This window comes from Amycolatopsis heterodermiae, from assembly GCF_034929455.1.
GTDB lineage: Bacteria > Actinomycetota > Actinomycetes > Mycobacteriales > Pseudonocardiaceae > Amycolatopsis > Amycolatopsis heterodermiae.
On record NZ_JAYFSI010000001.1, the window covers coordinates 1,790,203 to 1,811,472 of the forward strand.

The window sequence follows — 21,270 nt, forward strand, 5'->3', positions numbered from 1 at the left end:
GCTGGAACCGGATACTGCTTACTGCTGTTGCTCATCGAGTCCGCCGCCGAGTGGCAACTCGCCACCGACCGGCGGGTCCACCGGGGCCGCGCCGGGCTCGTGGTCGGTCACGCCGACCAGCGCCGCCCGCAACACGCGGTCGCCGAAGCGGTAGCCGCGGCGCATGACCACGGTGACCGTCGGGCCCGCCACGTCCGGCGAGGTGTTGTGCTGCACGGCCTCGTGCACGCTCGGGTCGAAGGCCTCGCCCTCGGTGCCGAACGACTCGAGCCCCGCGCGCTGCAGGCCGCTGATCAGCTTGTCGCCGACGGCCTTGAACGCCCCGGTGAGGTCACCGTGCTGGTCGGCCCGCTCGAGGTCGTCGAGCAGCGGCAGCAGGTCGTTCACCACCGTCGCCTTCGCGCCGATCACGACCGCTTCGCGGTCACGCTCGACGCGCTTGCGGTAGTTGGCGTACTCCGCCTGCAACCGCTGGAGGTCGGCCGTGCGCTCGGAGAGTTCCTTCTCGACGTCGGAGACCACGGTCACCGAATCGTCCATGATGGACTCCCCGAGCGAGGGGCCCGCGTGTTCCACGGGCGCCTCGTCGGGCTCCGGCGCGGCGTGGGCCGGACCGGGCGGGCGAACCTGCCCGGTCTGCGGGTCCACCCGGCGCCGATCACGCACGACCACCGGCTCCTCGGGGCCGCGGCCCTGGTTCTCGGATTCGTCGTAGCTGTGAGTCACTTCTTCTCGTCCTCTTCGACGATCTCGGCGTCCACCACGTCATCGGCCTTGGCACCATCAGCGCCGGCCGCACCGGCGTCGCCGGCCGCGCCCGAAGCACCGGCGGCACCAGCCGCGGCGTCGGCGTTCGCGTTGGCGTACAGGGCGGTGCCCAGTTCCTGCGAAGCGGTGTTCAGCTTCTCGATCGACTCGCGGATCTTCGCCGAGTCGGTGCCCTTCAGGGCCTCGTTCGACTCGTCGATCGCGGACTTGACCTTGCCCTTGAGGTCCTCGGGCAGCTTGTCGTCGTTGTCCTTGAGGAACTTCTCGGTCTGGTAGACCAGCGTCTCGGCCTGGTTGCGGGTCTCGGCCTCTTCGCGACGGGTCTTGTCCTCTTCGGCGTGCGCCTCGGCGTCCTTGACCATCCGCTCGATGTCGTCCTTCGGCAGCGCGGAGCCACCGGTGATCGTCATCGACTGCTCCTTGTTCGTGCCCAGGTCCTTCGCCAGGACGTGCACGATGCCGTTCGCGTCGATGTCGAAGGTGACCTCGATCTGCGGCACGCCACGCGGGGCGGGCGGGAGACCGGTCAGCTCGAACATGCCGAGCTTCTTGTTGTGCGCGGCGATCTCGCGCTCACCCTGGAACACCTGGATCTGCACCGACGGCTGGTTGTCGTCCGCGGTGGAGAAGATCTCCGAGCGCTTGGTCGGGATCGTGGTGTTGCGCTCGATGAGCTTGGTGAACACGCCACCCTTGGTCTCGATGCCCAGCGACAGCGGGGTCACGTCCAGCAGCAGGACGTCCTTGACCTCGCCCTTCAGCACACCGGCCTGCAGCGCCGCGCCGACCGCGACGACCTCGTCCGGGTTCACGCCCTTGTTCGGCTCGCGGCCGCCGGTCAGCTCCTTGACCAAGTCCGACACGGCCGGCATGCGGGTGGAACCACCGACGAGCACGACGTGGTCGATGTCGCCGACGGCGATGCCCGCGTCCCGGATCACGTTGTTGAACGGCTTCCGGGTGCGCTCGAGCAGGTCCGAGGTGATCTTCTGGAACTCGGCGCGCGAAAGCTGCTCGTCGAGGAACAGCGGGTTCTTGTCGGCGTCGACCGTGATGTAGGGCAGGTTGATGCCGGCCGAGTTCGAGCTGGACAGCTCGATCTTCGCCTTCTCCGCGGCCTCACGGATGCGCTGCAGCGCCATCTTGTCCTTGGTGAGGTCGATGCCGTTCGTGGCCTTGAACTTGTCGACCAGCCACTTGACGATGCGCTCGTCCCAGTCGTCGCCACCGAGGTGGTTGTCACCGGAGGTCGCGCGGACCTCGACGACGCCCTCGCCGATCTCCAGCAGCGAGACGTCGAACGTGCCGCCACCGAGGTCGAAGACCAGGATGGTCTGTTCCTTCTCGCCCTTGTCCAGGCCGTACGCCAGCGCGGCGGCGGTCGGCTCGTTGACGATGCGGAGCACGTTCAGGCCGGCGATCTGGCCGGCTTCCTTGGTGGCCTGCCGCTGCGCGTCCTCGAAGTAGGCCGGGACGGTGATCACGGCGTCGGTGATCGTCTCGCCCAGGTACGCCTCGGCGTCACGCTTCAGCTTCATCAGCACTCGCGCGCTGATCTCCTGCGACGTGTAGTTCTTGCCGTCGATCTCGGTCTTCCAGTCGGTACCGATGTGCCGCTTCACGGACCGGATGGTCCGGTCGACGTTCGTGACCGCCTGGTTCTTCGCCGGCTGACCGGTCAGCACTTCGCCGTTCTTGGCGAAGGCGACGATCGACGGGGTGGTCCGGGAGCCTTCGGAGTTGGCGATGACCGTCGGCTCGCCGCCCTCCAGGACGGCGACGACCGAGTTGGTCGTGCCGAGGTCGATGCCGACCGCTCGCGCCATGGTGCTTCCTCCTGTGTAAGCCTGCAATGGATCGTGACCTGCGGGTTCTTCCTCGCCTTGAGCGGGGCCCTGGCAAGTTCTATCGGGCTGCTGCGCGTCTCGTCAAGCTGGACTTGAGCCGACTGCGCTCAACCTCTACATGCAGCCTAACGAGCGGTTCGGCAGTCTTGTTCCCGGCCCACCCGAGAGAGTTGGTCCCGACCGGGTGTGAGGCCGCTCACCAGGCAGCTGACCTGGGCCGAGGTGGACTTTCGGCTGCTCGCCGACCGGCAGGCACGGTCGCGAGGCCGGCACCCGGGTCACTGCGAGGGCGTCGCTCGGGGCCGAGTCGCCGTGACAGCAAGACGGCACCACTGGCCGCCGCTCAGGCACCGCGCCGAGCACCTGCCGCGCGAGCACGGGTCCACGGAGGCCGTCGCCCGAGGCCGGCTCGGTCAACCCGGCGCCGACGATGTCCGGCGAGCCGCGGCGATCCGGCGCATGTCCATGATCTGGTTCCTCCTCTGCACGCCGGCTTTCGGCGTGCCCCCTTCCTAACAGCGACCCCCGACAGTTCAGGAGCGGCGGCCGGTCCAGGAAGTGAAGAAGAAATCCGGAGTTTCTTGCAGCACAACGGTTTCCGCCGCGGTGCCGTCCCACGAAGTCACTCGATAGTGGGAATCCGCCGAGACCGGCACCCCCTGCGCCGGCGTCGCGGTGTTCTCCCCGCGCGTGAACCCCACGACGCCCAGCATCGTGACGGCCCCCAGCAGCGCGGCCGCCAGCACGCGCCGTTCGATCTTGCCCATGGAAGTTTTTCCCCTGTGTGTAAGAAGAGTCAGGCGGCGTTGACTGTGACGCTGCCGCTGTCGGTGGTGAGGTCGAGCGTGTGCGCGGCCGAACCGTCGGTCGGGACGTCGATCTCGCGGTGCCCGCTGTCGCTGTTGCCCTCGACGCGGTACGGGCCGCCCGGCACGGTCAGCTCGACGCTGCCGCTGTCGGCGTGCACCTTGACGTCGTTCGCCTGCGCCAGCTTGAATTCGACGCGCCCGCTCGAAGCCGTGACGTCGACCGGGCCGCGCACCTCGTCGCCGGTCACGCTGCCGGAATCGCTCTTCAGCGTCACCGCGCCGACGTCGCGCAGGTCGATGGAACCGCTGCTGAGCCGCAGGTTCACGGCACCGGACACGTTCTCGACGCGCGCGCTCCCGGAGTCGGCCTCGACGTCCACACTCGACACCCCGGCGATGTCCAGGCCACCGGAGTCGACCTTGCCGGTGACCGGCACGCCCGCCGGCACGACGACCTCGAAGTCGACGGAGCAGTTGTCGCCGCAGTCGCCGAGCACGAGCTGGTCACCGTCGACGCGGTAGAAGGTGTCGCCGGGATTGCCGCGCCAGTGGTAGTTGACCTCCTGGTGCACGGTCGACGCCCCGGTGCCGGTGCGGATCTTCACCCCGCCCGAGTCACCTTCCAGCTTCACGCTGCGGATGGTCTGCGAAAGCGTGGCGTCGTTCTTGAAGTCCGATCCCCAGCCCCAGCCGAACGCGGTCGCCAGACCGACGCCGATCAGGACGATGCCACCCAGAGCCAGAAGCGGGCGCGCCATGGTCTTGGTCCCCTCAGTGATGTTTCCCTCTGCCCGGAAAACGTTAGGACCGGGGCACCGCCCAGTACATGGGGGTAACCCCCCGAAGAACCCTGAGATCCCTCCCTGAGATGCGGGTGCGGGATCCGGGGCTAACCTGGCGAAGGTCTCCAGTTCCGTGATCAGGAGGATCCATGCCGCAGCAACCCGGCCCGTACGAGTCCCTGCCCGACGTGCCGTCCTTCACCCTCCGCAGCACCGACGTCGCCGACGGCGAAACCCTGGCCACGCCCCACCTCTCGGGCATCTTCGGCGCGGGCGGCGAAGACCGGTCACCGCAGCTGTCGTGGGAAGGCTTCCCCGCGGAGACCAAGAGCTTCGTCGTGACCTGCTACGACCCGGACGCCCCGACCGGCAGCGGGTTCTGGCACTGGGCCGTGTTCAACATCCCGGCTTCGGTGACCGAGCTGGCCTCGGGCGCGGGCGACGGCTCCGGCCTCCCCGAAACAGCGGTGACGCTCAAGGGTGACGGCGGGGTCAAGCAGTTCCTCGGCGCGGCACCCCCGCCCGGACACGGCCCGCACCGCTACTACTTCGCGGTGCACGCACTGGACGTCGACAAGCTGGAGATCGGCGAGGACTCGACCCCGGCGTTTCTCGGCTTCAACATGTTCGGCCACACCCTGGCCCGCGCGGTGATCACGCCGGTCTACGAGAACAAGGGCTGAGTTCCGGAGATCGGGGTGTCGCGAAATTGTCGGAACCCGGGTGACACAAAGACAGTCAGGTCATGTCACCGCTGACAGCGACACTCCGATCCAGGTCGGTGAACCGGTCGTCGACCCAGCCGAATGGCGGGTGACGTGCTGGTCCGCGCTGCCCTCGACTGGGCCGGGAGCCGGCACCTGACGCTGTGGGTCGCCGAGGGCAATACCTCCGCGACCCGGCACCGGCCCGGTCTACGTCAGCGCAAGGACTCCGCGTTGACGCCTTCGCGCTCCAGGTAACGGCCTTTCGTGTGCTCGCCGAAGCCGAACTGCCGGTACAGGCCGTGGGCGTCGGCGGTGTGGAGCATCCAGCGGAAAGCCGCGCCGGGACCGTTGTCGATCATCTCGCGGACGATCTCCTTGCCGACGCCGGTGCCGCGCGCGGAGTCGACGACGAACACGTCGGCCAGGTAGGCCGACGAGACGCCGTCGGAGAACGCCCGCGCGAAGCCGACCAGCTCCCCGCCGCGGTAGGCGCCGACGATCCGCCACGAGCCTTCGATGGCCGCCTCGACCTGCGCGCGGGTACGCCAGCGGCCCCAGTACGCCTCGGTGGAGAGGAACTTCCACACCACCTCGAGGTCCAGCCGCGCCCGGTCGTCGTCGAGTTCGTAGTCGCCGAATGTCCGCATGATCGGCAAGCTAACCCAGCGGACAGCCTCAGCCCCACTGATATTTGAGGAACTTCCCGTCCATGGTGACGACCACGCGCTCGCCGCCCGGGTCCTCGCGGCGCGAGACGTCGAGCTTGAAGTTGATCGCGCTCATGATCCCGTCGCCGAACTGCTCGTGGATCAGCTCCTTGATCGTCGGCCCGTACACCTGCAGGACCTCGTAGAAGCGGTAGATCGTCGGGTCGGTGGGCACCACGTCGTCCAACGCGCCGCGCGTCGGCTGCAGGCGCAACGCGGCTTCGGCGTCCGAATCCAGCTCCAGGACCTGCGCCGCCTTCGCCGCCAGTTCGGCGGGCACCGGGTGCTGGCCGAGCAGAGCGGACGTCGTCCAGGCCAGCGGGGCGTCCAGGGTTTCGGCGAGCTGCGCCCAGCTGAGGCCGAGACGGACCTTCGCGGCAAGAACGGCTTCCGCGGCTTCCTGCTTCGTCGTCATGTGCCGACGCTAGATCAACGAGGTTTCAGCAGGTAGTCGACAACCGGGCGAAGTTCGTCGGCGGACGGCGGCTCGTCGTCGATCAGGCCCTGGATCAGCAGCCCGTCGATCCCGGCGAGGAACACCCGGAACGCCACTTCGTCGTCGTGCCGGACCATCGACGTCAGGACGTCCAGCCAGCGCCGCGCGGCCGGGCGCAGCTCGGGCTTGCGCGCGGCGAGCAGGTACAGCTCGTACTCCGCCATCGTGCGGCCGCGACGCGGGCCGAGCGCCTCCGCCAGCAGGCCGGCGACCTCCTCGGCGCCGCGGCTGCCGCGCGAGCGGGCGCGGTCGATCATCCAGTAGACCTCGGTCGCCATGTCGCGGGCGCACGAGATGAGCGTCGCGACCAGCAGGTCGTCCAGCGACGAGAAGTGGTAGGTCGTGGACGTCGTGGGCACGCCGGCCTCGGTGGCGACCGTCCGGTGGGTGACGCCCGCGACGCCGTCGCGCTCGATCACCCGCAGCGTCGCCTCGATGATCTCCGCACGCCGCTTCTCGCCGCGCACCTTCCGGCCGTCGGCCTGCAGTTTCACGTCGACGCACTCCCGATCTCGATCAGCACCACCCCGCCGATCACCAACGCGAGCCCGGCGATCATGGCCGCGTTGACCGGCTCCTTGAGGAACACGACGCCGACGATCGCGACCAGCGCGACCCCGGCGGCGGCCCAGATCGCGTACGCGACGCCGATCGACAGGCCCATCTTCAGGACGTACGACAGCGCGACGAACGCGACGGCGTACCCGAGCACCACGATGATCGACGGGCCGAGCTTCGAGAAGCCCTCGGAGAGCTTCAGCGAGACCGTCGCGGAGACCTCGGCGGCGATCGCCAGCGCGAGGAGAAGGTACGCACCCATAGGGTGAAAACTACCTGAACGATCGTCCCAAAACAAAGAGCGACGTACACCACATCGGTGGGACTTAGGCCCACTCAACGGGTTACTCATCAGTAAGGAAGGTTAGTCTCCCGGCACCACCACTGATCCATCCGGACGAAAGGCACCCGAACGATGGGCGCTCTGCAACTGACGCTCGGCGGGATCTCGGTCCTGCTCGGCCTCGTCGCCTGGGGCATGTTCGCCGCGACGATCGCCCGCTTCGTGCGGGTCATCCGCCTCGGGCAGCCCGACGCGACCCGCAACGGCCCCATCGCGGCGCGCATGAAGACGCTGATCAAGGAGTTCGCGGCCCACACCCGGATGAACCGGAAGCGCAGCGTCGGGCCGGCCCACTGGCTGGTGATGTGGGGCTTCCTGCTCGGCTCGCTGGCCCTGTTCGAGGCGTACGGCGAGGTCTTCGTCCCGCACTGGGGCTGGCCGATCCTCGACGACTTCCCGCCGTTCCAGCTGCTCATGGAGCTGCTCGGGCTCGGCACGATTGTCGGCATCCTGGTGCTGATGGCGATCCGCCAGCGCAACCACCCGCGCCGCGCCGACCGCCAGAGCCGCTTCCAGGGCTCCAACTTCAAGTGGGCCTACTTCATCGAGGCCGTCGTCCTGATCGAGGGCATCGGCATCATCGGCGTCCGCGCCGCGAAGGCCGCGCTCGGCGCGCACGAGACGCCGACCTGGGCCGCCTTCGTCTCGAACCCGCTCGGCGAGCTGCTGCCGGCCAGCCCGAACCTGGTCACGGTCTTCGCGTTCGTCAAGCTGATGAGCGCCACGGTCTGGCTGATCGTCGTCGCCCGCACGATGACCATGGGCATCGCCTGGCACCGCTTCAGCGCGTTCTTCAACATCTACTTCAAGCGCGAGCAGGACGGCGGCGTCGCCCTCGGCGCGCTCAAGCCGATGATGAGCGGCGGCAAGGTCCTCGACCTCGAGGAGGCCGACCCGGACGAGGACACCTTCGGCGTCGGCAAGATCGAGGACTTCAGCTGGAAGGGCTGGCTGGACTTCTCGACGTGCACCGAGTGCGGCCGCTGCCAGGAGCAGTGCCCCGCGTGGAACACCGGCAAGCCGCTGTCGCCGAAGCTGCTCATCACGCAGCTGCGTGACCACGCCTACGCGAAGGCGCCGTACATGCTGGCCGGTGGCAAGCGCGACATGGCCGGCGACGAGGTCGGCCTGTCCGGCGACAACATGTACGCCGGGATCGACGTGCTCGCGATCGCCGAGTCGCAGAAGGCCCTGATCGGCGATGACGGCGGAGTCATCGACCCGGACGTCCTCTGGTCCTGCACCAGCTGCGGCGCCTGCGTCGAGCAGTGCCCGGTGGACATCGAGCACGTCGACCACATCGTCGACATGCGCCGCTACCAGGTGATGATCGAGTCGTCGTTCCCCAGCGAGCTGAACGGCATGTTCAAGAACCTGGAGAACAAGGGCAACCCGTGGGGCCAGAACGCCAAGGACCGGCTGGCCTGGACCGAGGACCTGGACTTCGAGGTCCCGGTGTTCGACGGCGACATGGGCGACGCCGAGTACCTGTTCTGGGTCGGCTGCGCCGGCGCGTTCGAGGACCGCGCGAAGAAGACGACGCGCGCGGTCGCCGAGCTGCTGCACATGGCCGACGTGAAGTACAAGGTGCTCGGCTCGGAGGAGTCGTGCACCGGAGACCCGGCCCGCCGCGCGGGCAACGAGTTCCTCTTCCAGATGCTGGCGCAGCAGAACGTCGAGGTCCTGAACTCGGTGTTCGAGGGCCGGGAACGCAAGGCCCGCAAGGTCGTCGTGACCTGCGCGCACTGCTTCAACACCCTCGCCAACGAGTACCCGGAGCTGGGCGGCCAGTTCGACGTCGTGCACCACACTCAGCTGCTGAACCGCCTGGTGCGGGAGAAGCAGCTGGTGCCGGTGGCGCCGGTCGCCGAGGACGTCACCTACCACGACCCGTGTTACCTCGGCCGCCACAACAAGGTCTACGAGGCGCCGCGTGAGCTGGTCAGCGCGACGGGCGCACAGCTGCGCGAGATGCCGCGGCACGGCGACAAGTCGATGTGCTGCGGTGCCGGTGGCGCGCGGATGTGGATGGAAGAGAAGATCGGCAAGCGGATCAACGTCGAGCGCGTCGACGAGGCGCTCGGCACCGCGCCGTCGAAGATCGCGACGGGCTGCCCGTTCTGCAAGGTCATGCTGAACGACGGCCTCACGGCCCGCCAGGCCGACGGCAGCGCGAGCGAGAAGGTCGAGATCGTCGACGTCGCGCAGATGCTGCTGGAGTCGGTCAAGCGCAAGCCGGAGCCGAAGCCGGTGCCCCTCGGGACGCCGTCGCTCTCGGAAGCCTCCGAAGAGGTCTGACGCACTCACGGCCCGGCCACGACGGATGTCATGGCCGGGCCGTGATCGTTGGCCCGGGTCCCGGCGCCGCGTCCGCCCGACGATGAGCGCATGCGAATCCTCACTCTGGTGTTGCTCGCCCCGTTCACCGCCGAGTTCCTGCTCGGCGACCAGTACCTGGCCGGTACGCCCGAGCTGGGCCGGCAGCTGGGCATGTTCGCGCTCTACGTCGCCTTCTACGGCGCGGCCGCGCTGCTCATCCGCGAAGCCGCCCGACGCGCCGGACGCGGCTGGCCGACCATCCTCACCCTCGCGCTGGCCTTCGGCGTCTTCGAAGAGGGCCTGCTGACGCAGACGCTGTTCAACCCGCACTACCTGGGCCTGGACCTGCTGTCGTTCGGGCACGTTCCCGGGCTCGGCATCGGCGGGCCGTGGACGCTGTACGTCCTGACGCTGCACGTCGTGTGGAGCATCGGCGCGCCGATCGCGGTCGCCGAGACCCTCTTCGGCCGCGAACCGTGGCTGAAGAAGGTCGGCCTGAGCCTCTGGAGCGTGTCGCTGGTCGTCGGCGCCGTCGCCACCTTCGCCATCACCTACTCCTTCGCTCCCTTCGTCGCGCCCGTCGCACAGCTCGCCGGAGCCGCACTGGTCGTGGTCGCGCTGGCCGTCGCGGCGTTCCGGTTCCGCGCGCCGGCCTGGACGTCGACGCCGGGCCGCCCCTGGGTCGCGTTCGCGCTCGGCCTCGGCGCGAGCACCGCGTTCCAGCTCGTCTTCCGGTTGATGGACAGCCTGCCGTGGCTGATGGTCGGACTGCTGCTGGTGATCGAACTGGCAACCGTGTTCGCCGTCACCCGTCTGCGCCCGCCGGCGTTCCCGCTGGCCGCCGGCGCACTGATCACTTATTGCTGGCTGGGCCTGAAAACGGCGAGCGAAGCCGGCAGCACGGCGGTATTCGAACAATCCGCGCTCATCCTCGTGACCGTGGCACTACTGGTTGTCACAGTTCGACGAGTTCGTACCCCGGTGAGTGTTCTCAAGGTCCACTAGCTGGGAATTCGTCAAGGCAAACGATTACCTGAATAGCGCACCCAAAAATCACCAGAATGGCGCAGCAAGTCAAGGACAAACACTGGCCAATGGGCTGGCCAACCGGCGTATCCTGGCCTTTCCCCGCCGCCACCGCTGCCAGCGGGGACAACCTTTGACTACGCGGAATCAGGGGGCAGCGAGGATGGGCCAGGACCGGCGGACCACCACCGGACGAGTGGGTGCACGCTTCCCGTCGGCCGGTCGGCACGCTCTCCACACCGCCCCGGAAGACGCCGACGATCGCATCGCTCTGCCCCAGCCGTCCTCCTCGGTCGGCCGCGTCGGTGCCCGGTTCCCGTCCTCGACGGCCGCCGATCGGCTCGTGCCGGACCCCGAGCCGGCGCCGCCGCCCAAGCGCGTCCCCGAACCCGTCACCGACGTCGTCGACGTGGCCGACGTCGAGATCGACGAGGACTTCGCCGCCCGCATCATCCCGGCGCAGGACCACGGGTACGGCCCGCGGACGCTCGTGCGCCCGTACGTCCTGACCCGCGGCCGCACGCAGTCGCGGCGGTACCTCGCCATCGAGGCGATGGTCTCGACGCGGGCCGGCGCGCACTGGAACGGCGCCCGCCTGACCGGCGAGTTCCGCTCCGTCCGGACCCTGTGCCACCACCCGCGCTCGGTCGCCGAGGTCGCGGCCCGGCTCAGCGTCCCGCTCGGCGTCGCCCGGGTGCTGCTCGACGACATGGCCGAGCAGGGCCTGGTGACCATCCACGACACCCGCGTGAGCTCCGACGGCCGTCCGGCGGCCGCGCTCATGGAACGCGTGCTGCACGGCCTTCGGCGCCTCTGACCATTACGCTCACCAAGGTGAGCGAGGAACCCGAAAACTCCGGCGGCGAAAGCACCCTGACCGTCCTGCTCGCCGGTGGGGTGAACCTGGCGATCGCGATCATGAAGCTCGTCGCGGGCATCATCACCGGCTCGGGCGCGATGCTGTCCGAGGCCGCGCACTCCGTGGCCGACACGTTCACCGAAGCCCTGCTGCTGACGGCGTTGAAACGTTCCGACCGCCCGGCCGACCGGGTGCACCCCTTCGGCTACGGCAAGGAGCGCTACTTCTGGTCGCTGCTGGCCGCGGTGTCGATCTTCGCGTCGGGCTCGATGTTCGCGCTCTACGAGGGCGTTTCGACGCTTTTCGGACACGGCGAAGCGCAGAGCACCTCGATCCTCAGCTACCTCGTGCTGGCCGCGGCGTTCCTGCTCGAAGGCACCTCGTGGGTGCAGGCCGTGCGGCAGACCCGCCGGGAGTCCAAGGCCGAAAACCGGTCGTTCTGGGCGTACCTCCGCCTCATCGACGACCCGGCGCCGAAGACCGTGCTGTTCGAGGACTCCGCCGCGCTGGTCGGCCTGGTGGTCGCGTTCGCCGGCATCGGGCTGCACCAGCTCACCGGCTCGGAGGTCTGGGACGGCGTCGCGTCGATCGTCATCGGCCTGCTGCTCGCCTGCGTCGCCTACCTGCTCGGGCGGACCAACCGCGGCCTGCTCATCGGCCGCCAGGCCAACCCGGAGATCGTCCGCGGGGTCCGCGACCACCTGTCCGCCGCGCCCGAGATCGACGCCGTCGTCGACCTGCAGACCATGCTGATGGGCACCGACCAGGTCCTGGTCTGCACCCGCGTCGACTTCGACGACTCCCTCGGCGCCGCGGACCTCGAACGCGCCTGCGTCCGGATCGCGGCCGAGCTGACGGAGTCGTTCAACGACGTCACCGAGGTGTTCATCGAGCCGGTGCCGCGGACCGACCCCGACCTGCGCGCGACCGTGCTGGCCCGCTACGGCGACGTCGCGGAGCGGTGGAACAACCCGGCGTAGCTCAGTAGCCGAAGTCCTGCACCCAGTAGTTGCCGGCCTTGGTGAACCCGACGCCCAGCTTCGTGAGCGAGCAGTTCAGGATGTTCGCGCGGTGGCCCTCGGAGTTCATCCAGGACTCCATGACCTGTGCCGCGGACGTCTGGCCCTTCGCGATGTTCTCCGCGCCCGGCTTCGGGTTGCCGGCGTTCTTGATGCGCTGGTCGAACGTGACGCCCTCGGGGTTGGTGTGGGAGAAGAAGTTCCGGGCCGACATGTCGTCGCTGTAGTCCTGCGCGGCCTGGGTGAGGTGCGATTCCTCGGCCAGCGGCTTGCAGCCGGCCTTCCCGCGCTCGTCGTTGACGAGGTCGAGGACCTGGGCGGCGACCGAGGGCGCGACGCGGGCCGCGGGCTTCGTGCTGGTCGGCGGGGCTTCGGTCGACGTCGGTGCCGCGGACGTCGTGGGCGGGGGCGGCGCTTCGCTGGACGTCGTCGGCGCCGCCGCCGAGGTCGTCGTGGGTGCGGCCGGCCGGCCTCCGGTGCCCTTCGCCTGGCCGTTCAGCTCGGTGCCGCTGGCGCCGCCGGACCCGCCGGGCTCGTTGGGGAGCACCAGCGCCGCGGCGGCCGCCTCCGCGGTGTTTCCTTCCGCGGTGGCCATCCAGGTGCCGGCTGCCGCGGAGAAGACGCCGAGCAACACACTGAGTGACACCATCACCACGCGAGCTCGTTCACCAATGGGGGACACGGCGCAGGAACGTATCACGGAACGATTACAGCGAGAACCCTCCTAACGAACTGTCACTCTTCGCACTGTGGCGAACACACGATTTCGAGAACGATTTCCGTCAGCTTCGACGCGTCCTTCGGACGGCCAGTAGCAGCAGGACACCACACCCCAGCAGGGACAACGCCGTCAATCCCGCGGGAACCGGGTCGTAGCCGGTGTTGGGCAGCGGCGTCGGCTTGGGCTCCTGACCAGGAGAAACGGGCGGCGTCACCACGTGGACCGTGGTGGATGCGCTGTCCTGCACCGGTTTCCCGGGTTGCTCGGTGTCGGGTGTCCCGGTGGCCGTCGCGGTGTTGCTCACGTCACCACGGGCCGGCGCGGTCGCCGTGCACGTCCATTCCTGGTGGCCGGCGACGGGAAGCCGCGGGAACTTCCGGGCGCAGACGGGATACGCGGGATCCGCGGCGTCCACATCGGCCAGGTCGACGTTCCCGGTGTTGCGCACCACGAGCGTGAAGGTCACCGTCCCACCGGGACGGATCGTCGGGTCGGCCTTCTTCTGCAGGTCGATCGCGGGTTTTGCCACCTTCGCCGGTGCGTCGTCGGTCGCCGTGACGGGTTTTCCGTTCGGATCGTCTCCGGTCGCGGTCACCGTATTGGTGAGGTCGTCATTGCCCATCGTCACGGCACAGGTCACCGGTTTCGACGATTCCCCGGGCGCGAGCGTCCCGATCACGATCGAGCATTTCGGGGCGATCGGGTCATTCAACGTTACGCCGGTCAGCGCAACGTCGCCGGTGTTTTTCGCGACGACCGTGAACACCGCTTCCTGCCCCGGGAGAACCGCTTTTGCCGGCCCGGTCTTCGTCACGGTGATGCCCGGGCCGATCACGTTCACACTGGCATCGTCCGAAGCCGTCACCGGCCGCCCGGTCGGGTCGTCGCCGGTCACCGACGCGACGTTCGTGACGTCCTCGCGCACCGCGACCGAGCACTGGCGCATCTCCTGGCCGCCGACGTCCAGCTTGGCGACGGTGAAGGCACAGCCCGGCGTCTTGTCGTCGGTGACGGCCACGGTGGTCAGCGGCACGTCGCCGGTGTTGGTCACCGTGATCGTGTACGTGACCTCGTCGCCCGGCCGCACCTGCTCGGGCGAGACCGACTTGTCGATCTTCACCGCCGGGTGGATGACGTCGACGTCCGCCTTCGCCTCGCTGGTCACGAGGTCACCCGTCGGCGGCGTCCCGGTCACCTTCGCGACGTTCGTGACGTCGTCGGCCGGCGCGGTCATCGTGCACGCGTAGCGCTCGACCCCCTTGGCCGGCAGCGCGCCGATGCTGCGCACGCATTCGGGGGCGATCGAGTCGGCGACCGTCACCGAGTGCAGGTCGACGTCGCCGGTGTTGGTCACCACGATGTCGAACGGCACCGGGTCGCCGGTGCGGAACGGGCCGCCGCGCACGTTCTTGGTGATGGTCAGGCCGGGGTGCTGGACGACGAAGGTGGCGTCGCCGGTCGCCGTCACCGGCCGGTTCGTCGGGTCCTGGCCGGTGGCCGTCGCGGTGTTGGTGAAGCCGTCCCGGCCCGCGACGGTGGTGCACGTGTACGTCTCTTCGCCGTCGGGCGCCAGGTTCGCGACGGTGTGCGCGCAGGCCGGGGTGCGGTCGTCGGCGACCGTCACGTCGGTGAGCGGCACGTCACCGACGTTCTTCACGAGGATGGTGAAGGTGACGGTGTCGCCTTCACGGACCTCGTACGGCGTCGCGTCCTTCATCAGGGCGAGCCGCGGGTGGATGACGTCGACCGCGGCGGTGCCGGTGGACGTCACCGGGCGGCCGGTCGGGTCGGTGCCGGTGACACCCGCGGTGTTGGTGAAGTCGTCGCGCGGCGCCTTGGTGGTGCAGGTGTAGGTCTGGACGGCTTCGGGCGCCAAGACGTCGAACGTCTTGGCGCAGCTCGGCGTCCTGTCGTCGCTGATGGCCACGGTGGACAGTGGGACGTCGCCGGTGTTCGTCACGACGATGGTGAAGGTGACTTCGTCGCCTTCGCGCACCGTCTTCGGCGAAGCCTCCTTCGTGATCTTCACGCCCGGGTGGATGACGTCGACCTTCGCGTCGTCGTTGGCGTCCAGCGGCGGGCCGGCCGGCGGTTTCCCGGTGACCTTCGCCGTGTTGACGACGTCGTCCGCCGGGGCGGTCATCGTGCAGTCGTAGGCCTGCTTTTCCTTCGGTGCCAGCGTTTCGAACGTCTTCGCGCACTGCGGCGCGGTCTCGTCGGTCACCGTCACGCCGGTGAGCGGGGAGTCGCCGGTGTTCTCGACGGTGATCGTGAACGTCACCGGGTCGCCCTCGCGGAACGGCCCGCCCTTGACGTCCTTCGCGAGGGACAGCCCCGGGTGCAGCACGGTGTACGACGCGTCGTCGGTGGCCGTGACCTGGCGATCGGTCGGATCCGTGCCGGTCGCGGTCGCCGTGTTCGTAAAACTGTCGGTGCCCGCGGTTACGGTGCAGGAGTGGTGCTGTTCGGCACCGGGAGGGAGGGAGCCGATGGTCTGAGCGCACGACGGCGTCCGGCTGTCCACAACGGACACATCTGTCAGCGGTACGTCGCCCGTGTTCTTCACGACGATCGTGAACGTCACTGTGTCGCCCTCACGGACCTGGGCGGGCGCGGCGTCCTTGGTGATGCCGATCGCCGGGTGGATCACGTCCACCGCGGCCTCGGCGGTCGACGTCACCGGGCGGTTCGTGCCGTCGGTTCCGTTGGCGGTGGCGGTGTTGGTGAAGTCCGCTTCGCCGGCCACGAGCTTGCAGGTGTAGGCCTGCTTCGCCTGGGGTGCCAGCGTGCCGAGACGCTGAGCGCACTCCGGAGCTTGCCGGTCGGCCACGAAGACGTCCCTCAGCGGGCTGTCACCGGTGTTCGTCACGGTGATCGTGAACGTCACGGTGTCGCCGGCACGGACGACCTTCGGGTCGGCGGCCTTGGTGATCGCGATGCCCGGGTGGATCACGTCGACGGGCGCGTCGTCGGAGGCGGTCACCGTGGGACCGACCGGCGGGGTGCCGGTGACCTGCACGGTGTTCGTGAAGTCGTCGGCCGGCGCGGTGCCGGTGCAGCCGAAGCCCCACGTGCCACCGGGTTCGAGCGCGCCGTCGAAGGTTTGCGCACAACCTGCGACGAGCGCGTCCGCGACCCGGACACCGGTCAGCGGCACGTCACCGGTGTTGCGGACGGTGATCCGGAACGGCACGGTGTCGCCCGGGCGGAAGGGTCCGCCGGTGACGTCCTTGGTGATCGTGACGGCCGGGTGCTGCACGGTGAACGAGGCGTCGTCGGACGCGTCCGCAGGCCGCTTCGTCGGGTCGGTGCCGGTGGCCTTCGCGGTGTTCGTGAAGCCGGTCGTGCCCGCGACGGTGGTGCAGGTGTAGGTCTGCTTCGCCTGCGGCGCCAGGGTTCCGAGCGGCTTCGCGCACGGGGCGACCTTGTCGTCGGCGACGGCGACGCCGGTGAGCGGCACGTCGCCGGTGTTGGTCACGGTGATCGTCCAGGTCACGGTGTCGCCCTCGCGGACCTGCGCGGGAGCGGCGTCCTTGGCGATCGCGATCGCCGGGTGGATCACGTCGACGACGGCGTCGTCGGTGACCTTCACCTCGCGGCCGAGCTGGTCCTTGCCGGTGGCGGTCGCGGTGTTCGTGAAGTCGTCGGCCGGTGCCGGGGCGGTGCAGGTGTAGGTCTGCTTCGCCTGCGGTGCCAGGGTGCCGAACGTCTTCGCGCACGCCGGGGTCCGGTCGTCGGTGACGGCGACGCCGGTCAGCGGCACGTCACCGGAGTTCGTGACGGTGATCGTGAACGTGATCTGGTCGCCGGTGCGGACGGTCGCCGGTGAGGCGTCCTTCGTGATGGTCAGCGCCGGGCTGATCACCGTGACGGTCGCCTTGGCCGTGTCAGTGACCGGCTGGCCGGAGCGATCGGTGCCGGTGACGGTGACCGTGTTCGTCGTGGTCTTCGACGGGTTCGCGGTGCAGGTGTAGGTCTGCGACGCGCCCGCGGCGAGGCTGTCGAACGCGCGCGAGCACGACGTCGTCGTGTCGTCGGTGAGCTTCACCGGGGCCAGCGGGCTGTCGCCGGTGTTCTTGACGGTGATCGTCCACGTGACGGCCTCACCGGCGTGGATCACCGGCGGGGTGGCGGTCTTGGTGACGTCGATGGCCGGGGCGATCGTCGGCGCGGGTGCGTCGGCGGTGGCCGTGACCTGCTTGCCGAGGCCGTCGACGCCACTGGCGGTCGCGGTGTTGACGCCGTCGGCGACCGGCGCCTTCGCCGTGCAGGTGAGGGTGCGGGTCTCGCCGGGCTTCAGCACGCCCGCGAGCCGTTGCGCGCACGACGGCGTCTTCGGGTCGGTGACCTGCAGCGCGGTGAGGTTGGCGTCGCCGGTGTTGGTGACCTTGAGCGTGAAGGTCACGGTGTCGCCGGCGCGGTACGCGGCCTTGTCGGCGGACTTCGTGATGCCGATGGCCGGGTGGATGACGTTCACCGAAGTAGTCGCCGTGCCGTCCAGCGCATCACCGAGCGCGCTGGTGCCGGTGGCCTTCGCGGTGTTCGTGAAGTCCTGGTCCGGCGCGGTCGCGGTGCAGGTGTAGCTGACCGTCTGCCCGCCCTTGAGCGTGCCGATGTCCTTGCTGCACGCCGGGAACGCGTCGTCGGCGACCTTCACCCCGGACGCCGGGGCGCCGCTCGGGTTGGTCACGACGATGGTGAACGTGACCTGCTCACCCGGGTGCACCCGGGCCGGTTCCGCGCGCTTGCTGATCTGGAGCTCGGGCACCGGCGTCGAGAAGGCGAGGTTCTGCGCGAGGTAGGAGTCGCCGCTGGTGGCGAAACCGAGCTTGGCGCTGGTCGCGCCGGCCGGGATCGTGTCGACGTTGAACGACTTGGCGTCCACGCTGAAGTTGTTCTTCACCGCGGGATCGCTGGCGTTGTCGGCGTTGGAGATGAAGAAGTTCGTCGTCCCGCCGGCCGACGGTTCGGCGGCCGGTTTGTCGTTGATCAGGAACTGGTCGCCGGAGATGCCCCAGTCGCCTTCGTAGGCGGTGACGCCGACGTGCGCGTCCGGGGCGGCGGCGCGGAACCCGGTGATCGTCGTGTTCGTGGGTTTGTCGCTGCTGTTCTGCCGGACGTGCCCGTCGTAGACGAACACCTCGCGCTTGTTCGGCGCGTAGTCGGCGTTGCGTTCCGGGTAGGCGTAGACCAGGGCGACCGACCAGCCGCCCATGCAGTTGAAGCCCTTCGGCGCCCAGACGTTGCCGACGGTCAGGTCCAGCGCGGACCCGGTCGGCGCGGCGGCGAACTGCTGGGTGACGTCAGCGTAGGCGGAGTAGTACTGGCCGCCGCTGAAGGTGTCGAGCGGGTCCTCGGTGTAGGACGCGGGCGGCACGTCGACGGATTTCCCGCCGCCGATGGTGAGCCGGACGTCCTGTTTCGCCGGCGTTTCCGGCGGCACGATCGCTGCGGTGTTGTTGTTGCGCGACTGGCACATCTTCGTCGGCGACAACACACCCGGCGACGTCGTGTAGGCGCCGGTGTTGCCCGCCCAGTTCAGCCGCGCGAAGACGATTTTCGCGCCCGGCGGAATGGTGACCGTCGCCTTGGCGGAATCGAAGGTGCCGCGGTCGGCGTCGACGTCGGCCCACTGCATGAAGAAGTTGTCGTTGACGAGGGTGTCGCGCCGGTCGGCGGTGTTCGCGCAGGTCGCGGGCGTGTTGCCGCTGCCGGTGGTCGGCGCGTTGTCGGCGTTCACCGGGCACCGCACCACGCCGTTGCTCGCGTAGAGGAAATCGCCGTAGACGACGTCGTTGTAGTTCAGTTTGAACGGCTTGACGACCGTCGCTTCAGCCCATGGAGTGATTGCGGAAGCCGCGAAAACCAGGGCCAGGACCAGCAGGAGCCGAAGCGGTTTTCTGGACAGCGGCATACGAGCACTCCCGGGGGCCGAGGCGACTTCCGGAGCCTGGCACGCGCCCGTCCGTCCCGCCCTTTTTGGCCCCGGTGATCACCCGCCCGGGGAATCCGTCAGCCGCACCGTCGACTCGTGGGTGATGGCCGCCGCCGCGGCGACGAACCCGATCACCGTGCGGAGCTCGTCGTCGGAGTAGCGCTCGCACAGCTCCACGACCTTGGCGACCAGGTGGTCCCAGAGGTGCACGCTGCGCTCGATCGCCCCCGGGTCGAGCGCGATGAGGACCTTGCGCCGGTCGTCCGGGTGCGGCTCGCGGCCGACGAAGCCCTTGCGCTCGAGCCGGTCGATCAGCGCCGTCACCGACGCGGGCGCGAGCCCGGACAGCCGCGCCAGCTCCTTCGGCATCTGCGGGCCGAGCCGGGCGAGGTAGTCCAGCACCTTGCTTTCGACCGGCGACAGCCCGCGCGTCTCGGCGATCGCGGTGTGGAACATCACCGTCTCCGTCGACAGCTCACGGGCCCCGAGCAGGACCTCTTCGACCAGCTTCGCTCGCTCGCTTGACACGGCGACCAGCGTAGCCCACTCTTTAGTTCGACAGAACGAATTAGTTTGTAAGAGTTTCGAGGGGACGAACGAGATGACACGGGCACTGATCATCGGGGGCGGGATCGCGGGGACGATCACGGCCATCGCACTGCACGAAGCCGGCCACGAACCGCTGCTGTTCGAGGCCTACGACCGGGGCGCCGAGGGAGTCGGCGCGTTCCTGACCCTGGCCGTGAACGGCCTGGACGCGCTGCTGCCGCTCGGCCTGAAGGACGTGGTCAAGAGCACGGGCTTCGACTCGCCGCGGATGTCGATCGGCCTCGGCGACGGCACGCGGCTGGCCGAGTTCTCCCTCGGCGGCGCGCTGCCGGACGGCACCGTCAGCCAGACCGTGCTGCGCTCCGACCTGTACGTCGCCCTGCGCGACGAGGCCGCGCGGCGCGGGATCCACGCCGAATACGGCAAGCGCCTGATCGGCGCGAGCCAGACGTCTTCGCAGGTCACGGCCGACTTCTCGGACGGCTCCAAGGCCACCGGCGACCTCCTGATCGGCGCCGACGGCCTCCGCTCCCGGGTCCGGACGATCATCGACCCGGACGCGCCGGCACCGCGGTACGTGCCGACGCTCAACACCGGCGGGTTCGCCGAAGGCCTGACGCTGCCGGACGAGCCGGGCGTGCTGAACATGGTCTTCGGCAGGAAGCTGTTCTTCTGCCACGTCGTCGCCCCGGACGGGCGCGTCTGGTGGTTCGCGAACCCGGCCCGCAAGACCGAGCCGACCGCGTCCGAGCTGGCCACGCTGGCCGGCGAGAAGCTGCGGGCCGAACTGCTGGATCTGGTGGCGCGCGACCGGACCCCGGCGGCCGAGGTCATCCGCGCGACCCGCGACGTCTACCCGGCGTGGCCGACGTACGACTTCCCGACGGTCCCGGTCTGGCACCGCGGCCGCATGGTGATCATCGGTGACGCGGCCCACGCGACGTCACCGGCGGCGGGCCAGGGCGCGTCGATGGCCATCGAAGACGCCGTCACGCTGGGCAAATGCCTCCGCGACGTGCCGGACGTCGGGCAGGCGCTGGCCACCTACGAAGGCCTGCGGCGCGAGCGCGTCGAAGCGGTCGTGGCCCAGGGCAAGCGCAACGGCGACGACAAGGTGATCGGCCCGGTCGGCCGGGTGATCCGCGACTTCTTCATCAAGCGCGCGTTCGCGAAGCCGCAGACCGAGGACCCGAACGCCTTCATGTGGAACCACCACATCGACTGGGCGGCGAAGGTGAGCGCTTAGCGCCAGGTGTCGACGCGGTGGAAGTTCTTGTACGCCCGGCTCGGCGTCGGGCCGCGCTGCCCCTGGTAGCGGGACCCGGCTTCGCTGGAGCCGTACGGGTGCTCGGCCGAGCTGGACAGCCGGAAGATGCAGAGCTGGCCGATCTTCATGCCCGGCCAGAGCGTGATCGGCAGGTTCGCGACGTTCGACAGTTCGAGCGTGATGTGCCCGGAGAAGCCGGGGTCGATGAACCCGGCGGTCGAGTGGGTCAGCAGCCCGAGCCGGCCGAGCGACGACTTGCCCTCGAGGCGGCCGGCCAGGTCGTCGGCCAGGGTGACGAGCTCGAACGTCGAGCCGAGCACGAACTCGCCCGGGTGCAGTACGAAGGGCTCGTCGCCCTCCTTCTCGACCATGGAGGTCAGCTCGTCCTGCTGCAGCTGCGGGTCGATGTGGGTGTACTTGCTGTTGTTGAAGACGCGGAAGAACCGGTCGAGCCGGACGTCGACGCTGGACGGCTGGACCATGCCGGCATCGAAGGGGTCGATGCCGAGCCGGCCGGCGTCGAGCTCTTTGCGGAGGTCACGGTCACTGAGCAGCACG

The 21,270-nt window shown here is 69.2% G+C and carries 18 protein-coding genes; 6 read left to right on the plus strand and 12 right to left on the minus strand.

Going from position 1 to position 21,270, the window contains the following annotated elements; genetic code table 11:
- Positions 1–18: 18 nt before the first annotated feature.
- The 4 genes from grpE to VA596_RS08835 form a co-directional block, all read right to left on the minus strand.
- Positions 19–726: a nucleotide exchange factor GrpE gene (gene grpE / locus VA596_RS08820; RefSeq protein ID WP_323324888.1), complete on the minus strand. Its 708-nt coding sequence runs from the start codon at positions 724–726 to the stop codon at positions 19–21.
- Positions 723–2,594 (minus strand): molecular chaperone DnaK, encoded by a 1,872-nt coding sequence (gene dnaK / locus VA596_RS08825; RefSeq protein ID WP_323324890.1) that lies wholly within the window; start codon positions 2,592–2,594, stop codon positions 723–725. The genes grpE and dnaK overlap by 4 nt, the downstream gene beginning before the upstream one ends.
- A 554-nt stretch (positions 2,595–3,148) precedes the next feature.
- Positions 3,149–3,382, minus strand: a complete 234-nt coding sequence (locus VA596_RS08830) for a hypothetical protein (RefSeq protein WP_323324892.1) — start codon at positions 3,380–3,382, stop codon at positions 3,149–3,151.
- A gap of 29 nt (positions 3,383–3,411) precedes the next feature.
- Positions 3,412–4,182 carry a DUF4097 family beta strand repeat-containing protein gene (locus VA596_RS08835; protein WP_323324894.1) on the minus strand — a complete coding sequence of 257 codons (771 nt, stop codon included), beginning with the start codon at positions 4,180–4,182 and terminating at the stop codon, positions 3,412–3,414.
- Positions 4,183–4,355: 173 nt separating this feature from the next.
- Between VA596_RS08835 and VA596_RS08840 the strand changes: the two genes are divergently transcribed.
- The gene (locus VA596_RS08840; protein ID WP_323324896.1) at positions 4,356–4,889 is read left to right on the plus strand and encodes a YbhB/YbcL family Raf kinase inhibitor-like protein; all 534 of its coding nucleotides are present in this window, start codon (positions 4,356–4,358) and stop codon (positions 4,887–4,889) included.
- A 236-nt stretch (positions 4,890–5,125) separates the two neighbouring features.
- On the opposite strand, the gene VA596_RS08845 is transcribed toward VA596_RS08840, so the two are convergent.
- From VA596_RS08845 to VA596_RS08860, 4 genes are read right to left on the minus strand one after another with little or no spacing between them, the layout of a single operon-like run.
- Entirely contained in the window at positions 5,126–5,560 is a 435-nt protein-coding gene (locus tag VA596_RS08845; RefSeq protein ID WP_323324898.1) for a GNAT family N-acetyltransferase, read from the minus strand.
- Positions 5,561–5,588: 28 nt separating this feature from the next.
- Positions 5,589–6,035, minus strand: a complete 447-nt coding sequence (gene cynS / locus VA596_RS08850; protein ID WP_323324900.1) for a cyanase — start codon at positions 6,033–6,035, stop codon at positions 5,589–5,591.
- Positions 6,036–6,049: 14 nt separating this feature from the next.
- Positions 6,050–6,610, minus strand: coding sequence for a TetR/AcrR family transcriptional regulator (locus VA596_RS08855; RefSeq protein ID WP_323324902.1), 561 nt, complete (start codon positions 6,608–6,610; stop codon positions 6,050–6,052).
- A complete protein-coding gene (locus tag VA596_RS08860) occupies positions 6,607–6,936 on the minus strand; it encodes a DMT family transporter (RefSeq protein ID WP_323324904.1) in 330 nt (109 codons plus the stop codon). The genes VA596_RS08855 and VA596_RS08860 overlap by 4 nt, the downstream gene beginning before the upstream one ends.
- A gap of 153 nt (positions 6,937–7,089) precedes the next feature.
- On the opposite strand from VA596_RS08860, the gene VA596_RS08865 reads away from it, so the two are divergent.
- From VA596_RS08865 to VA596_RS08880, 4 genes are all read left to right on the plus strand, one after another.
- The gene (locus VA596_RS08865; protein WP_323324906.1) at positions 7,090–9,315 is read left to right on the plus strand and encodes a (Fe-S)-binding protein; all 2,226 of its coding nucleotides are present in this window, start codon (positions 7,090–7,092) and stop codon (positions 9,313–9,315) included.
- Between the two features lie 90 nt (positions 9,316–9,405).
- The gene (locus tag VA596_RS08870) at positions 9,406–10,341 is read left to right on the plus strand and encodes a hypothetical protein (RefSeq protein ID WP_323324908.1); all 936 of its coding nucleotides are present in this window, start codon (positions 9,406–9,408) and stop codon (positions 10,339–10,341) included.
- Between the two features lie 217 nt (positions 10,342–10,558).
- Entirely contained in the window at positions 10,559–11,179 is a 621-nt protein-coding gene (locus VA596_RS08875; protein ID WP_323324910.1) for a DUF742 domain-containing protein, read from the plus strand.
- Positions 11,180–11,196: 17 nt separating this feature from the next.
- A complete protein-coding gene (locus VA596_RS08880) occupies positions 11,197–12,201 on the plus strand; it encodes a cation diffusion facilitator family transporter (protein ID WP_323324912.1) in 1,005 nt (334 codons plus the stop codon).
- A gap of 1 nt (position 12,202) precedes the next feature.
- On the opposite strand, the gene VA596_RS08885 is transcribed toward VA596_RS08880, so the two are convergent.
- The 3 genes from VA596_RS08885 to VA596_RS08895 all read right to left on the minus strand — a co-directional run bounded on the left by VA596_RS08885 (position 12,203) and on the right by VA596_RS08895 (position 19,424).
- The gene (locus VA596_RS08885) at positions 12,203–12,895 is read right to left on the minus strand and encodes a CAP domain-containing protein (protein WP_323324914.1); all 693 of its coding nucleotides are present in this window, start codon (positions 12,893–12,895) and stop codon (positions 12,203–12,205) included.
- A gap of 127 nt (positions 12,896–13,022) precedes the next feature.
- Positions 13,023–18,875 (minus strand): DUF7507 domain-containing protein, encoded by a 5,853-nt coding sequence (locus VA596_RS08890; protein WP_323324916.1) that lies wholly within the window; start codon positions 18,873–18,875, stop codon positions 13,023–13,025.
- A gap of 78 nt (positions 18,876–18,953) precedes the next feature.
- The gene (locus tag VA596_RS08895) at positions 18,954–19,424 is read right to left on the minus strand and encodes a MarR family winged helix-turn-helix transcriptional regulator (protein ID WP_323324918.1); all 471 of its coding nucleotides are present in this window, start codon (positions 19,422–19,424) and stop codon (positions 18,954–18,956) included.
- Between the two features lie 73 nt (positions 19,425–19,497).
- Between VA596_RS08895 and VA596_RS08900 the strand changes: the two genes are divergently transcribed.
- A complete protein-coding gene (locus VA596_RS08900; RefSeq protein ID WP_323324920.1) occupies positions 19,498–20,691 on the plus strand; it encodes an FAD-dependent oxidoreductase in 1,194 nt (397 codons plus the stop codon).
- Here the strand turns inward: VA596_RS08900 and dcd are convergent.
- Positions 20,688–21,269, minus strand: coding sequence for a dCTP deaminase (dcd, locus tag VA596_RS08905; RefSeq protein ID WP_323324922.1), 582 nt, complete (start codon positions 21,267–21,269; stop codon positions 20,688–20,690). The genes VA596_RS08900 and dcd overlap by 4 nt on opposite strands.
- Between the last annotated feature and the right edge of the window lies 1 nt (position 21,270).